11 protein-coding genes and 1 tRNA gene are annotated in these 14,405 nt (G+C 53.6%); 7 read left to right on the top strand and 5 right to left on the bottom strand.

Annotation, left to right across the window (positions count from 1 at the left end):
- The 4 genes from O6944_03875 to rpoD all read right to left on the bottom strand — a co-directional run.
- Positions 1 to 483: MBL fold metallo-hydrolase (locus O6944_03875; protein MCZ6718279.1), on the bottom strand; the 483-nt coding region annotated here is incomplete at its 3' end.
- Positions 484 to 938: 455 nt separating this feature from the next.
- Positions 939 to 1,130: an efflux RND transporter permease subunit gene (locus tag O6944_03870; protein ID MCZ6718278.1), complete on the bottom strand. Its 192-nt coding sequence runs from the start codon at positions 1,128 to 1,130 to the stop codon at positions 939 to 941.
- A gap of 100 nt (positions 1,131 to 1,230) precedes the next feature.
- Positions 1,231 to 1,323, bottom strand: a tRNA-Ser gene (locus tag O6944_03865).
- Between the two features lie 123 nt (positions 1,324 to 1,446).
- On the bottom strand, positions 1,447 to 3,240 hold the full coding sequence (rpoD, locus tag O6944_03860) for an RNA polymerase sigma factor RpoD (protein MCZ6718277.1): 1,794 nt from the start codon (positions 3,238 to 3,240) through the stop codon (positions 1,447 to 1,449).
- Between the two features lie 407 nt (positions 3,241 to 3,647).
- On the opposite strand from rpoD, the gene O6944_03855 reads away from it, so the two are divergent.
- The 6 genes from O6944_03855 to arfB all read left to right on the top strand — a co-directional run bounded on the left by O6944_03855 (position 3,648) and on the right by arfB (position 9,019).
- Entirely contained in the window at positions 3,648 to 3,983 is a 336-nt protein-coding gene (locus O6944_03855) for a DUF3301 domain-containing protein (protein MCZ6718276.1), read from the top strand.
- Positions 3,984 to 4,081: 98 nt separating this feature from the next.
- The gene (locus O6944_03850; GenBank protein ID MCZ6718275.1) at positions 4,082 to 4,927 is read left to right on the top strand and encodes a PHP domain-containing protein; all 846 of its coding nucleotides are present in this window, start codon (positions 4,082 to 4,084) and stop codon (positions 4,925 to 4,927) included.
- 8 nt (positions 4,928 to 4,935) lie between these two features.
- Positions 4,936 to 5,571 carry a hypothetical protein gene (locus O6944_03845; protein MCZ6718274.1) on the top strand — a complete coding sequence of 212 codons (636 nt, stop codon included), beginning with the start codon at positions 4,936 to 4,938 and terminating at the stop codon, positions 5,569 to 5,571.
- Between the two features lie 241 nt (positions 5,572 to 5,812).
- On the top strand, positions 5,813 to 7,381 hold the full coding sequence (gshA, locus tag O6944_03840) for a glutamate--cysteine ligase (protein MCZ6718273.1): 1,569 nt from the start codon (positions 5,813 to 5,815) through the stop codon (positions 7,379 to 7,381).
- A 165-nt stretch (positions 7,382 to 7,546) separates the two neighbouring features.
- Positions 7,547 to 8,554 carry a GTP 3',8-cyclase MoaA gene (gene moaA / locus O6944_03835; GenBank protein ID MCZ6718272.1) on the top strand — a complete coding sequence of 336 codons (1,008 nt, stop codon included), beginning with the start codon at positions 7,547 to 7,549 and terminating at the stop codon, positions 8,552 to 8,554.
- A 39-nt stretch (positions 8,555 to 8,593) separates the two neighbouring features.
- Entirely contained in the window at positions 8,594 to 9,019 is a 426-nt protein-coding gene (arfB, locus tag O6944_03830; GenBank protein MCZ6718271.1) for an alternative ribosome rescue aminoacyl-tRNA hydrolase ArfB, read from the top strand.
- Positions 9,020 to 9,088: 69 nt separating this feature from the next.
- On the opposite strand, the gene O6944_03825 is transcribed toward arfB, so the two are convergent.
- On the bottom strand, positions 9,089 to 11,191 hold the full coding sequence (locus tag O6944_03825) for a cyclic nucleotide-binding domain-containing protein (GenBank protein MCZ6718270.1): 2,103 nt from the start codon (positions 11,189 to 11,191) through the stop codon (positions 9,089 to 9,091).
- 991 nt (positions 11,192 to 12,182) lie between these two features.
- Here O6944_03825 and O6944_03820 point away from each other — a divergent pair.
- Entirely contained in the window at positions 12,183 to 14,363 is a 2,181-nt protein-coding gene (locus O6944_03820) for a carboxy terminal-processing peptidase (GenBank protein ID MCZ6718269.1), read from the top strand.
- Positions 14,364 to 14,405: the final 42 nt, after the last annotated feature.

The following is a 14,405-nucleotide window of genomic DNA, read 5'->3' as shown; positions in this document are numbered from 1 at the left end:
GTAGACGTGCATCGGGGTATAGCGTCCTGAAAGCCAGCTACCGATATGAAGCCCCATGAAGTCGCCCACGTGGTCCACATGCAGGTGACTGGCAAACACGTTATCGATCTTCGAAAAGTCAGGCCGCAGGGAGAACAGGTTGGCGAGCATCCCCGAGCCGATATCGAACAGGAACTTGTCCCCATTGCCCAACTCAACCAGAAACGAGATTGATACTGCCGCCCTGGTCTGGTTTGGCATGCCCGTACCGAGTGCCGTGATCCTCATTTCATCGGCGCCAAGCAACTCGGTATTGGGAAAATAGCTGCTTGGGTATTGGCCATCGACGATCGCCACGGGCTTGCGCCCGAGCGGGTAATTATCCTTGGCATCAGCTGCAGAAACGACCTGCTCACTACTTCCTATAATGTTGATGGCAAACGCTAGTGCACTGACAAGCCCAGCTATAATTATTGTAGTTCTTCGTGAAGCCGTAGCGTTCATGGCTTTCTCCTTATCTAAAAGACCCCGAAATTACAACATAATATATTAATGAATATGTATCCAATAAGTAATTATAGGAAATTGATTTATATCAATGTCCGCTTTTGGCCGTAGCCAGCTCTTCATTTTTTGTGACGAAAATGTGCCACACTGAAATGCGGTGAGATGCAAATGAGGTGCAATTGAAATACGGTTTGAAATGAGCAAGCGTCGTAAGTGACTGAGTTTGTTGTTTATTAAAAATTGTAATTGTGCCCTCATAATGCTCCGTATCAATCCCCTAGGGATTAACTGACTAAGGCGCAATGTCTGCTTCCGACCCAAAGCGGACATTCGCAGCTGATAACGCCCATCGGTACTGTGTCGCTGATCTTTGCCCGTATTCCGCCGGACCGCGGTTTTGCCCTGGGCTGAAGCGTCGCCGCGTCGCTCGGTCTCAAAATCGCCCTGCCCATTTACGATGCATACGGGTTTGCAAGTGCAGCGAGCACCAGGAACACGAGAATGATGGCGAGGGCAAACACCAGAATGGCTTCTGAGCCGACCTTCTTCTCCTGGTAGGACATCCCCGTCCACTCGTAGCCCATCGACGTCGGCAGCTTGGCGTCGTGTTGCCGGCGGCAACGAAGAAATTCCAGGCCTGTCATGGTTTCCCCCTATCGAGGCAAGTTTGTTCCCTATTATTTGCGTTGTGGCTTTTCGTCGTTGGTGATTCTATGGTGTTTCACATAGGCCCCAAAAAAAATCTGGCGGAGAGGGTGGGATTCGAACCCACGTGGGGCGGTTATACCCCCAACCGATTTCGAGTCGGTGCCGTTATGACCACTTCGGTACCTCTCCACTGAAGCTATAGCTTACGGATTGCGCAAACCGACAACAACAGCGCGCACAGTACCATCGCGATGCAACCAAAAAGGGTGGGAGCGAGCGCGGAGCGCCTCCCTGCAGAGGGGGCGCGGCCTGTTAGTTTCCGAGGAAGCTCTTAAGCTCTTTTGAGCAGTTGGACTGGCGGAGCTTTTTGAGCGCTTTCGCCTCTATCTGGCGTATCCGCTCCCGGGTGACGTTGAACCGCTGGCCTACCTCCTCAAGCGTGTGAGTGGTGTTCATGCGATTTGGCATCGGCAGGATTCCAGCCTCTCTCGGATTGAGGGTGTCTAGCATCTCCCTCGTCGCTGTCCGCCAAGCGGCTATCGTCGCGAACTCCAGCGGCGCCTGGGCACGCTCATCTTCGATGAGATCCCCAAAACGCAAGTCGTCATCATCCCCAACCGGGGTTTCGAGCGAAATCGGGTACTTGCCGATGCTCAGCATGCCGCGAATATCGGCCTCCGACAGATCCATGCGTTCGGCCAGCTCACTCGGGAGGGCCTCGCGTCCGTGCTCCTGCCAGATCTGCTGCGAGATCCGATAGAGCTTATTGATCCGCTCGATCATGTGCACCGGAACACGGACGGTACGCGCCTGATCCGCCAGCGCCCGGGTGATCGCCTGCCGAATCCACCAGTGTGCGTACGTGGAAAACTTGAAGCCACGCCGGTATTCGAACTTGTCCACCGCCTTCATCAAACCGATGTTTCCTTCCTGGATCAGATCCAGGAACGGAAGACCGCGGTTGCGATACTTCTTGGCGACGGATATCACCAACCGAAGATTGGCTTCGACCATATCCGCCTTTGCACGCCGCGCCTTAGCCTCGCCGATCGACATACGCCGGCTAACCTCTTTCAGTTCGGCGATCGACAATCCCGCCTCGGACTCAAGCGCGATAAGTCGGCGCTGAGCGTCCCGCACGTCACCCGCGTACTTAGCAAGCACCTTCGCGTTCCCCGAACCTCTTTTCACCATCCTTCCAACCCAACGGAGATTGGTTTCCTTCCCGGTGAACGACTTAACAAACACCATGCGAGACATGCGCGCCTTACCGACGCAGATAGCCATGATCGCCCGCTCAGACGCGCGCACCTCAGATACCAAGTCGCTAACCCGCTGCGAGAGCTGATCAAGGGCCTTCGCGGTGAACTTGAAAGTTGGGAACTCACTCGCGAGCTTTTTCTTAATCCTCGTAACCTGGATACTGCGTGCGCCATGCCGCGCCACTGCCCGTCCATAGCGGCGATACAGCTTCCCTATTTGCGCAAACCGTTCCCAGATGGCGTCGCGCGCGTCGTCGATTGTCGACGTCGCGGAGGTCTCATCAGCAGCAGGCTGTTCTGCCGCAGGGGCCGGTGCCAACATGTCCGCCCCAATGACAGGCGCCAAACCTGCAAGCACCTCGCTCATCTGAGACTCGCCGGTCTTGACGAACTCCCAAAGGCTTAGCATCTCGGCGACCACTGCAGGACACTCAGCGATCGCCTCACTGCGCTCACGAATGCCCTCTTCAATGCCCTTTGCAAGCGAAATCTCCTCCTGGCGCGTGAGCAGGTCCACAGTCCCCATCTCCCGCATATACATGCGTATGGAATCGGCCGTTCCGCCATGCTCACTCTCAACCGCCGCTTTAAGGAGGACCTCGGCCTCCTCGGTGACCTCTTCATCGGGAGAGTCGTCCTCCAGCCGCAGGCTGTCCGAGTCGGGTGGCTGGTCCAAGACCTCAATGCCCAGGTCTTTCATGACGCTGACCAGCGCCTCGAGCCGCTCGGCGTCCAGCACGTCCTCGGGCAGGTAATCGTTGATATCACGATAGGTGAGAAATCCCTGCTCTTTGCCCTGAATGATAAGCTGCTTAAGGTCTGCGCGTGTGCTATTCCAGTTCATCTCATTACGGGGCCGCTTAAAGCCCGATCAAAAATAAAATATAACCGGGTATTGTATCCGATTCTTTCACTCGACTCTACTATCCTTTTGATTTCTCGAGCGAATGCCCGCCGCCCCGCGCGTGGCTAGAGGGCGGCCTGCAAGATGAGGCGAGGACGCCGGCAGCGATGCCCACAGAACGAACCGGCGCCTAGCCTGTCTGACCTTACCTTAGACGCGCTGGTTCACAATTTCCAGTGACAGTCTCAACACGGGTTCACATAATGTGGTGATGATTTCCTGACAATCAAGGACATCATATTGTTATCCTCACACACCTTAATATATACCGCTACCGCGGCGCTGCTGCGGTGTTGCTGGAGTCATCTAAGCCAAGCGCAAGTGATCCCACCTAGCCATTCCATCGAATGAGTCCACTCGCTGCCATCGGTGCAATTGCCGTCTTAGTTTGGTTCTGGGTGAATAGCCTGCGTGCCAGAGAACAAGCAGTGCAGCAATGTGCGGCCGCCTGTCAGCAAATGAATGTGCAATTTCTTGATCAGACCGTCGCATTGTGCCATTTGGGATTGGCAAGAGCTGGCCGCGGTCGCATCCAAATACGCAGAGGCTACTCGTTTGAGTTCAGCACCGATGGGGTTAACCGACATAAGGGACATACGGAATTGCTTGGATCAAGAGTTGAGTACGTTCAACTTGACCATCCCGACGGATCCACCATCCTAGACTTCGATGGACTTAGGTAGATTGAAAACAATGACAACGCCTAGCACATGCAGACGTGGCGTACAGACCCTGGCACGAGCTATGTTAGGATCTCGATACATGGCTTAATCCCAAACGGATGGACCCCCTGCGCTCTGTCTTTGACCTCCACACGCATTCGACCGCGTCCGACGGGACACTTTCGCCGAATGAGCTGGTCAACAATGCACATACACAGGGAGTGGAGGTATTGGCACTGACAGACCATGATACGACCGCAGGACTTGCTGAAGCACAGGCAACAGCTAGTCAAAGAAATATGGAGTTTGTGCCGAGCATAGAGTTGTCAGCAACCTGGGGCGATAGATTGCTGCACATTGTCGGTCTGAGCATCGATCCCGAAAGCCCAAGCCTTCAGAAGGGCATTGCCGGCTTACAAGCGACACGGGAATGGCGAGCGGAAGAAATGGGGCGACGCCTTGCGCAGTGCGGTATTCAAGAAGCCTACGAGGGCGCGCGAGATCTCGCGGGCGATGGGACGATCACTCGCACCCATTTTGCGCGCTTTCTCGTTAACCGAGGATATTCAGCCAATGTCCGAGAGGTGTTCAAACATTATCTTGTCAAAGGCAAACCGGGTTATGTCACCGTATCATGGGCGAGTCTCGAAGAGGCGATAAGCTGGATTGATGAGGCTGGCGGTGTGCCGGTGTTGGCTCATCCCATGCGCTACGGCTTGACGGATTCTCGATTGCGTCGGGTACTCGCTGCATTTAAATCGGCCGGAGGGATAGCTATTGAAGTCGTCTGTGGAAACAGTACGCCAACAGACATTGCCAAGAGTGCCGGCCACGCGCGACGCTATCGCTTAATGGGATCTGTCGGATCAGACTACCATGGACCGGATAACGCGTGGATCAAACTCGGCAAGTTAGCCGAGTTACCTGCCGGGATTGACCCCGTCTGGCAAACGTGGCGCAGATAAGCCTTCCTGTGACTGGCCTCGCCCTGGCGGGATTGATCCTTGTGCTCCTAGGCATCGCGAGGCTCCGTAAAGTACGCATTCTAGCAGCCGGCAGTTACGGTCTCGCTGGCGCATTGTTACTTTTGGCGGCCGGACTGCTATTGGCGTTTGCCATAAATCTTCACACCTATCAGCGCCTGACGCACGAACAGCCCTTGGCAGAGCTAACCTTTAGGCAAATTGCTCCGCAGCACTACGAGGTCAGCATCGCCTACCCCAACAGGGCCGAGACCCACCGCTATGAATTACACGGTGACGAATGGCAAATTGACGCCCGCATCCTGAAATGGCATGGGCTAGCCAATTTGTTGGGACTCGACGCCCAGTACCGTTTGGAACGCCTCAGTGGACGCTATCAAAGCATAACCGAGGAGCGGAGCCACCCACGGTCAGTCTATCCGCTCGCGAACCAACGCGGCCTCGACTTGTGGGAGGTGGCCCAACGGTACAATCATTGGCTACCTTGGGTGGATGCAATCTATGGCAGTGCGGCTTATCTCCCCATGGTAAACGACGCCCAGTTTCAGGTATCTATTACGCAATCCGGTCTCATCGCACGGCAAGTGAATAGTATAGAGAACCCGATTATACGCGAATGGCCATAACGCATATCAGCCATTAGGAAGGGAGTACCGGTCTGTCACACTTCATAAACAGAACGTTAACTCGTTAATACAAAACATCACAGACGGTTGACAAAGGGCTTCAAAAAACGATGATGTCACATTTAGCGAAACAACAAAGCGAATCCGACACACACGTTATACTGGAGTTCTCCGCCCTTTAGTTATAACTGCATACGTACCTATCCCGCTCCGAAATAAATCCAGAAAGGGACCCATCGCCTTGAATCGTGTCTCGCAACAGCGTTTGACCCGTCTCGTCAATACCGAAGAAAGGGAACTGTTAAAGAACGGAAAGATTGGCATCGAGAAGGAAAACTTAAGGGTGACACCGGATGGCAAGATCGCGCAGACCCCGCACCCCGTCAAACTCGGATCTCCACTCACGCATCCCCACATCACCACAGACTATTCTGAGGCACTGTTGGAATTCATCACGCCGCCATTTGAAGGCGTTAACGAGGCGCTTCAATTTCTATTTCAGATACACCAGTTCGTTTACGCCAATTTAGAAGGGGAACTGCTCTGGGCGACCAGCATGCCCTGCGCCCTGGAAGGCGATGAAAGCATTCCCATCGCCCGGTACGGTACATCAAATGTCGGCACCATGAAGCACGTCTACAGGGTGGGCCTGGACCGCCGTTACGGCCGGAAAATGCAGGCGATCGCTGGCGCACATTTCAACTACTCGCTGCCCACGGATTTCTGGCCTGTCTACCAGGACCATGAACAGGACACAGGGCCGCTCCAGACCTTCATCGACGATGCATACTTCTGTTTAATTCGCAACTTTCAGCGCTTCGGTTGGCTCGTACCTTACCTATTCGGCAGCTCGCCCGCAGTTTGTAAGTCCTTTCTGAACCACCGCGCGAAGGAGTTTACAAAGTTTGATGCCGGAACTTACTTTGAGCCGTACGCTACCTCGCTGCGCATGAGCGATATCGGCTACAAAAACACAACCCAGGCCAAACTCAGCATTTCATACAACAATCTCGATGAATATGTCGCAAGCCTCACTCGGGCAATTGAAACGCCTTATCCTGAGTTTGAGAGGATCGGAGTCATGGCTAATGAGGAATACCGTCAACTGAATACCAATATTCTGCAGATTGAAAATGAGTACTACAGCTTCATACGCCCGAAACAGGTTGCGCAATCCGGAGAAAAGCCCACGTTGGCCCTTAAACGAAGGGGAGTTCAGTACGTAGAACTACGGGTGATCGACCTAGACGCCTTCAATCCTATTGGTATCGAAGAGGATACGATTCGGTTCCTCGAGGCCTTTCTGATATTTTGCCTGCTTGTAGATAGCCCGCCCATCGATGAAATTGAGCGAAAAGAGGTTGATGCCAACCAAACTGCCGTCTCCAAGTACGGCCGCGATCCTGATCTTGAACTACGGCGCGGCGGGAACCCCGTGTTGCTCAGAATATGGGCAACAGAGTTATGCGACGCGATGCAAGGTGTCTGTGAATTGCTGGATGAGGGCGAAAATGAGCGGCCTTATACAAAGATCCTCTTACGCCAGATAGAAGCCATTCGCGATGCCGAAAGGACTCCATCAGCGCGAATACTTGCAGAGATGCGGGAAGCAAAGGAATCATTTTTCGAGTTCGCGATGCGCAGGTCAGAGCAGTACCTTGCCTACTTTAAGGAACAATCGCTACCCGACACCGAGCTACGTCATTTTACTGAGGTATCGCATCAGTCGATCGCCCAACAAAAGGCAATCGAAGCGGCAGATGAGATTCCCTTCGATGAATACCTAAAGCGATACTTTGCCCAGACCTGACCCGACCGGGTTCGCCAACGGCAGTCATTGCAACACAATGCCGGCTGCGGATCCCCTCATCGCATTATGACACGCAGATGGAGTAACATATAAAAGCCTTTGGCAACCAGCCCCTCACCGTGTGTGCAGCCGAGAACGCATCCAACGCAACTGAGCCTATGTAAAGTGAGCATTATCGATAGATTTCACCGCCCGCTGCGGGATCTCCGCCTCTCTGTTACGGATCGGTGCAACTTCCGGTGTCCGTACTGCATGCCCAAAGAAGTCTTCGGCCGCGATTGGGCCTTTATCCCGCGCAGGGAGCTACTGACTTTCGAGGAGATCAGCCGCATCGCACAAATCTTCGTTGATGTCGGCGTAGAGAAGCTCCGGATCACCGGTGGTGAACCTTTGCTGAGACGGGACCTGGAGCGGCTGGTCGCGCTACTTGCAGCGATCGACGGCGTGCGTGACCTCACATTGACAACGAACGGGGCGCTGCTTGCTCAGAAAGCCAGAGTCCTTAAGGATGCTGGATTGCGTCGACTGACTGTGAGTTTGGATTCGCTGGACGATCAAATGTTCAGGAAAATAAATGATGCCAACTTCCCTGTAGCGCGCGTGCTTGATGGCATCGAAGCAGCAGCAGAGGCAGGACTCCAACCGATTAAAGTTAACATGGTTGTAAAACGGGGCATGAACGAAGTAAGCATTGTTGAGATGGCCCGCTACTTCCGCCACACAGGCCACATCGTCCGTTTTATTGAATACATGGATGTTGGTTACACCAATGGCTGGCGAATGGAGGATGTGGTACCGGCAAGGGAAATTTTAGAATTGATCGCGAGCGAATGGCCTCTGGAACCCGTATCATCGAACTATGCCGGCGAAGTCGCCACGCGCTACCGGTATTGTGATGGAGCAGGCGAGATCGGCTTAATCGCATCCGTTACGCAACCCTTCTGTAGGGGGTGTACCCGCGCACGTCTGACGGCCGATGGCCAGCTCTACACGTGCCTGTTCGCAACGCATGGCCACGATCTCCGCGCTCAACTGAGAGGTGGCAGTTCAGATGACGACATTGCTGCCTTTCTTCGGGCTATCTGGCGTCGCCGCAAAGATCAGTACTCCGAGATCCGCAGCACCGAAACAGCCGGACTTGAAAAGGTGGAGATGTCCCGCGTAGGCGGTTAGATGGCGTTAAAGCAGATACTGCGCGCGTAGTCTGACGACGTGATCCACATAACACCGAATATCACAATTGGCGAAGGAGAGATTGAGCAACGGTTTATCCGTGCCTCGGGACCCGGCGGGCAGAATGTGAATAAAGTGGCCACCGCCGTACAACTCCGTTTCGACGTAGGTCAGTCTCGTTCACTACCCGACGATGTGCGTGCACGGCTAATCTCGCTAGCCGGCAGGCGCATCAGTGATGAGGGCATTCTCGTAATCGACGCCCGGCGATTTCGGACACAGGAACGCAACCGTCGAGACGCCATGAACCGTCTAGTTGCGCTGGTCCGAAAGGCGGCGGTGCCGCCAAAACCCCGACGAAAGACAACGCCTACAGCAGCATCACAGGAACGCCGCATCGAGAGCAAACGCCGTCGGGCTGCAACGAAGCGTATACGAGGGCCCGTTCCGGCCGACGAGCAATAATCAAAGACATTTCAGAGACGCCTCCGCCAGCGGGAAATAGGAATAGACCCTGCCCCCGCAAAAAAGCTGTTAATTATCATCTTCTAACTGCGAGGCGATGTCGTTCAACAGATCCTTGACCGCCTCCTCGGCGTCAACTCTGCCCGCATCGGTTCTCTCCTTTAAGCGGCGCATCTGCTCGCGCTGCTTTGCAAGTAACTCAGGTGGGAATTGCGTGGTCTGTGATTGTTCTTGTTCGCGTCGCCAATCTTCCACTTCTTGTTCTAACTGCTTTCGCAGCTGCTCTTCCTCGAGTTGCTGCTTAATGAGCTCTACCTCGCTCGCTTTCTTTGCTTCTTCCGCCTCCGTTTGACGGCGACTGGCCTCTTCCAGCTCCTTGCTGGCCTGAGCGACCTTCGCTTCCTTCTTTACGGATTTGGCCTTTCCTCCGCCAGCGCGCAGATTGTCTGCTTGCTCTTCCGCCTCACGCCAGGCTGCTTCGGCTTCCTCCTTTGCGCGCCGTGCTTTTTCCAAAGATTCCTCTATCTTTCCTGCCTCGGCCTCGCGTCGTCCACGTTCCGCACGGAGCTTGGCATCACTATCAGCATATTTTTTATCAAGCGCTGCCTTATACTCGGCAATTGTCTGTGCCGCATCCTCCGTAGCCGCACGTCGTGCGGCTTCAGCGGCTTCCCTCTCCCGCTGCGCCTTCTCTAACGCCTGTGCACTTCCTTCAAGCTTCTCTTCAAGCTTGCGTCTTTCTTCACCGATCCGTACCTTAATCTCTTCGCGAAGTCTTTTCTCGATCGATTCCCGCTCCAGTTCTTTCTTCTTGCCCGCCTCCTCCAATTCACGGCGGGCCGCTTCAATTTCTTCTTTAATTTTCCGTGCTTCCTTTAAGCGATTGGTGGCTTCCGTCTTGAGCGCCACCGCCGCTTCGAGCTGTTCGTTGAACTCTTTAAGCTCAGCCTTGATCGCATCAGCTTGCACATTCCCTTCCGCTGAAGGGCCCTTATCCCTGGCTTCTGCCGGCTCGGCCTTAGCTTCGCCTTGCTGTTCTTCTGGAGGCTCCACTTTGAGCTTTGTCTCTTCGAGTGGGGGGGCTGGCCGAGCAGGGACATGCTGGACCTTGACTGTGCTCTTTAGGGGGCTGTGCAAAAGGCCCCCGGCTAGACAACAAGCATCGAAACCTCGCTGGATCAGCAGAAAAGCACCCACAGAGCTGCCGTCGCCTGTGTCACAATAAACAATGTAGCGCTTACTCTGATCTAACTTATCTATCTGCATGCGCAGGAAGTGCAATGGCATGTTGGTGCTGCCATCAATTCCTGAATCCTTGTATTCATCGGGGAAGCGTACGTCTAACCAGACAGCCCCCTCCTTTACCATACCCTGCGCTTCGGCGTAGGTGACCGATACCTCGATAGGCTTCTTAATCAGCTCAATGAAATCGTCCTTGGGCAAGCACATCAATTCTCCGTTAGTGAGCATGGTCACCGTGGCATTGCGTGCCACATCGGCCACCAGCGCTTCTTCACCGAATGCATCACCTTCGTGCAATTCGGCGAGTGTTACTGTCTTCCCAGCAGCGGAGGTCTTGCGCGTGACTGCGCAGCGGCCCTTCTGGATTGTGTAGTAATAATCACCGGGATCACCTTGATTAATGATCACGGCGCCTTTCTCCACAGGAACAGCTTCCATAAGCGTAAAGATCTGTTGAATATTTTTAGCGGGAAGTCGGGAAAAGAGTTCCGACTGAAGCATGCGCGTCATCCAGTCCCCGTCTTCGTCTGCCTCGATCTCACTAACTTCTACATCGGTGCCCGCAGTGCCTTTGGTCTCCAGGCTAGCCAGCTTATCCACCAATGCCCTGTCGATGACAAGTACCGTGATAGCAGTCTTCGCCTTTGCTGATAGCTGGCGCGGTTGCAATTGGGCTAGGGGGTATTTGGCCGCATCGCTGCCACCAACGACCTCCCTCACTAACTGGCCATCAGCAGACATTTCCAACTCGCCTTCCAAGAGGTAGAAGGAAAAGTTGTCCTTGTCTCGCTGCTTGAAGACGTACTGGTTTTTCTTATGCTTCACAATGTCCGCCTGATTGATGACTTTGGCCCGGTCAGCAGACGTGAGGCGGTTAAGAGGCACCAGCGTCCTCAGAAAGCTTGCAAATTTTTTCTTATCCGCTGCCATCTCAACGCACGCAAGGTGAAGTTGGACGTTCGACGTTCATAGCGTCAGTATCCGCCACGGTACCTGCCATGGGAATGGGTGCCACACCTTGAAGATCCGAGGTCCCCAAGGCGCCTTAATTCCGGCATCAAAGTGACAAATCAACATCATAGTAAACTGAACCCCGTCCCTCCCACACCCGTCGCTGAGCACGCAGGGCACTGCATTCAATTCTCCGAGAGGCATCGCCATTGCAGCAGCGTCTAGCGCGTCGCTGCATCCCAAGTCCGGACCGCGTCAACGGTGGGCTCAAATTGATATTTCGGCGTCGTGCTTCGAACTAGTATATATCGGGTCTGAGGCTAATATTGTTCAAAAATAGATATTTGGGGCCAATAGTTGATTAGATTGTGACTAATATCGCAAATCAGGCTGGCACTCCAGCGCCCGTCTACACCCATGAAATTTCGTCGCCAACACTTAGGGACGGGACGAGGAACGGGGCCAACAGGCAGACTCAATGGCTCTCATCGCTTGAGACGTCTGTCCGCGCGAGAGACGATCAATGTGGCATGTGTGCAATCAGGAGAAAACCTTGTGTTGCTCCGCGCTAGGGAATTTCTCCAAACGCTATACCATATTTCGAAGGCCAAAATCACTGTGCTGGATTTCGCTAGCACCATCGCCTCACTGTGCCCTCTTGAAATGAGTGCTCGCAGGCCCCAGATCCAACCGCAAACGACAGTGAACGGGATTGAGCCTCTACCGCCAGTGCCTTCTGGCCTGCATATGGCTTAGTGGCCGCCGCCATTCGCATCATCCGGCATGACGGCAGCAATACGAAACGCATGTTCCACATCTGTAGAATCGTGCTGTTGATCGGCACGATCCTGCAAATATCGCAATTTAATCTGCTGGCGTTGGGAAATTGCCCTAAACTTAAGCCTTGGGAAATGGGATACTCATTCCGAACCACGGGGTAATGGCCAACTAGAATTACGAATCGAGCGCAGTGAAACTCGCGCGAATTCGGCCTGTCGAAGTATCGATGACACAGATGACCAACAAATTAATCAAATGGGTATTGGCTGTACTCCTAGTAGCTACAGTCTCGCCGCTTCAAGCCACCGCCCCGACTACCGATCTTGATGCGCTTCGACCCACCCCACAGCAACAGCGCGCGACTGAGCTGATCATGCACTTTATCGAGCATTACCACTATAAACAGACGCATCTGGACGATGCGCAATCGGCGGAGATTCTAGAGAAATACTTAGAAAAGCTTGATCCTAATCGAAGCTACTTCCTCGCTGAAGATATAGCTTCATTTTCCGTATACCAAAATCGATTAGACGATGCGCTGCTCGATGCTCAGTTGGAACCCGCCTATGATATCTTCAAGGTGTTTCGAGCCCGGGTTGACGAGCGCGTAAAGTTCGCAACAAACCTTCTTGACCGGGATTTCGACTTTGAAGTTGATGAAGAATACGTTTTCGATCGACGTGATGCACCCTGGGCAGCAGGTCAGACTGAACTCAACGAAATATGGCGCAAGCGCGTCAAAAACAACGTTCTCAATCTACGTCTCGCTGGCCACAACGATGATGAAATCGGGGACACTTTGCGCAAGCGATACCAACAATTGGCAACGCGTATCCACCAAACGGATACCAATGATATATACCAGCTATTTATGAATTCGTACGCGGCTTCTCTCGAACCCCACACCGCTTATTTCTCGCCGCGTACTTCGGAAAACTTTGAAATCAGCATGAGGTTGTCCTTAGAGGGCATCGGGGCGGTCCTGCAGTTAGACAATGAATTTACTTTGGTGCGTCGGATTGTTCCTGGTGGGCCAGCAGACGAAAGCGGCCAACTTCATGCTGAAGATAGAATCATCGGCGTGGGACAAGGAGTGGAAGGGTCCATTGTTGATGTCGTTGGCTGGCGCCTAGACGACATTGTTGACTTGATAAGAGGCCCAAAGGGATCCGTCGTCCGGTTACAGATTCTTCCTAAGGGAAAGGGACCGGAAGGATCAAGTAAGATTATCACGCTTACACGTAATGAGATTAAGCTCGAGGAACAGGCTGCACAGAAGTCTGTCATAGAGATCCCCAATGGCGATACCGTAACGCGTATCGGGGTCATTAACATCCCGACCTTTTATTTGGACTTCACTGCGCGTGCTCGAGGAGATAAAGATTATCGAAGCACCACACGCGACGTGCGGCGACTCATAACGGAACTCACCGAGAAAGGAATAGACGGAATCGTAATTGATTTGCGAGGGAATGGTGGGGGTTCCCTTGCGGAAGCCACCGAGCTGACCGGGCTGTTCATCGAATCGGGGCCCGTAGTTCAAGTCAAGGATGCCACTGGCCGAATTGAGATCAACGAAGATCCTGACCCAATGATTATCTATGCCGGACCACTTGCCGTTCTGGTCGACCGCCATAGTGCATCCGCTTCAGAGATCTTTGCTGCAGCGATTCAGGACTACCGCCGAGGAATCATTATCGGAGAACCAACCTTCGGTAAGGGCACAGTCCAAAATTTATACGATCTCGACCAGTTCGACCAGAGCAATGAGGGTGGGCTTGGACGGCTCAAGGCAACGGTTGCACAGTTTTTCCGCGTCAACGGCGACAGTACACAGCATCGCGGTGTTGTTCCGGATATCGTATTTCCAACGGCCATTGCCTCAGACAATCAGGGTGAGCGAGCACTAGACAATGCTCTGCCATGGGACAAGGTCCAGCCAGCAAAATTCACGCCCCAACGCGCGCCGATTGACAACTTCGCCGTGGCACGTGAGCGGCATACAAACCGGATACAAGACGACCCCGGATTCCATTACTTGTTAGAAGAAAGTCAGACATACCAAGAAATTCTTTCAAAGACCAGCGTGTCTTTACTTGAGGCACAACGCCGAGCTGATCGGGAGGCGAGTGAGGAGCAGCAGCGCGAGCGCGAAAATCAGTTCCGGATCGCGCGGGGGCTTGAGCCCCTTGCTATAGACGACGCCGATACTGAAGATAACGAAGCTGAGCCGCCGTTTGACGTCTTGTTGAACGAAACGGCCCACATTCTCCAAGACCTTATTTACAAGCCTAGCATAGCGACGCCCGGACAAACGGCCGCAACGGTCGAAACAGCCGACAATCAGAATACTGCTGTCACGGAGCGCTGACAGTGACCTCCAGTGTTACCCAGGCCGAAATTCAAACCATCT

Source organism: Gammaproteobacteria bacterium (assembly GCA_027296625.1).
In the GTDB taxonomy this organism is placed as follows: domain Bacteria; phylum Pseudomonadota; class Gammaproteobacteria; order JAKEHO01; family JAKEHO01; genus JAKEHO01.
This window is presented reverse-complemented; position numbering and strand designations above follow the sequence as displayed.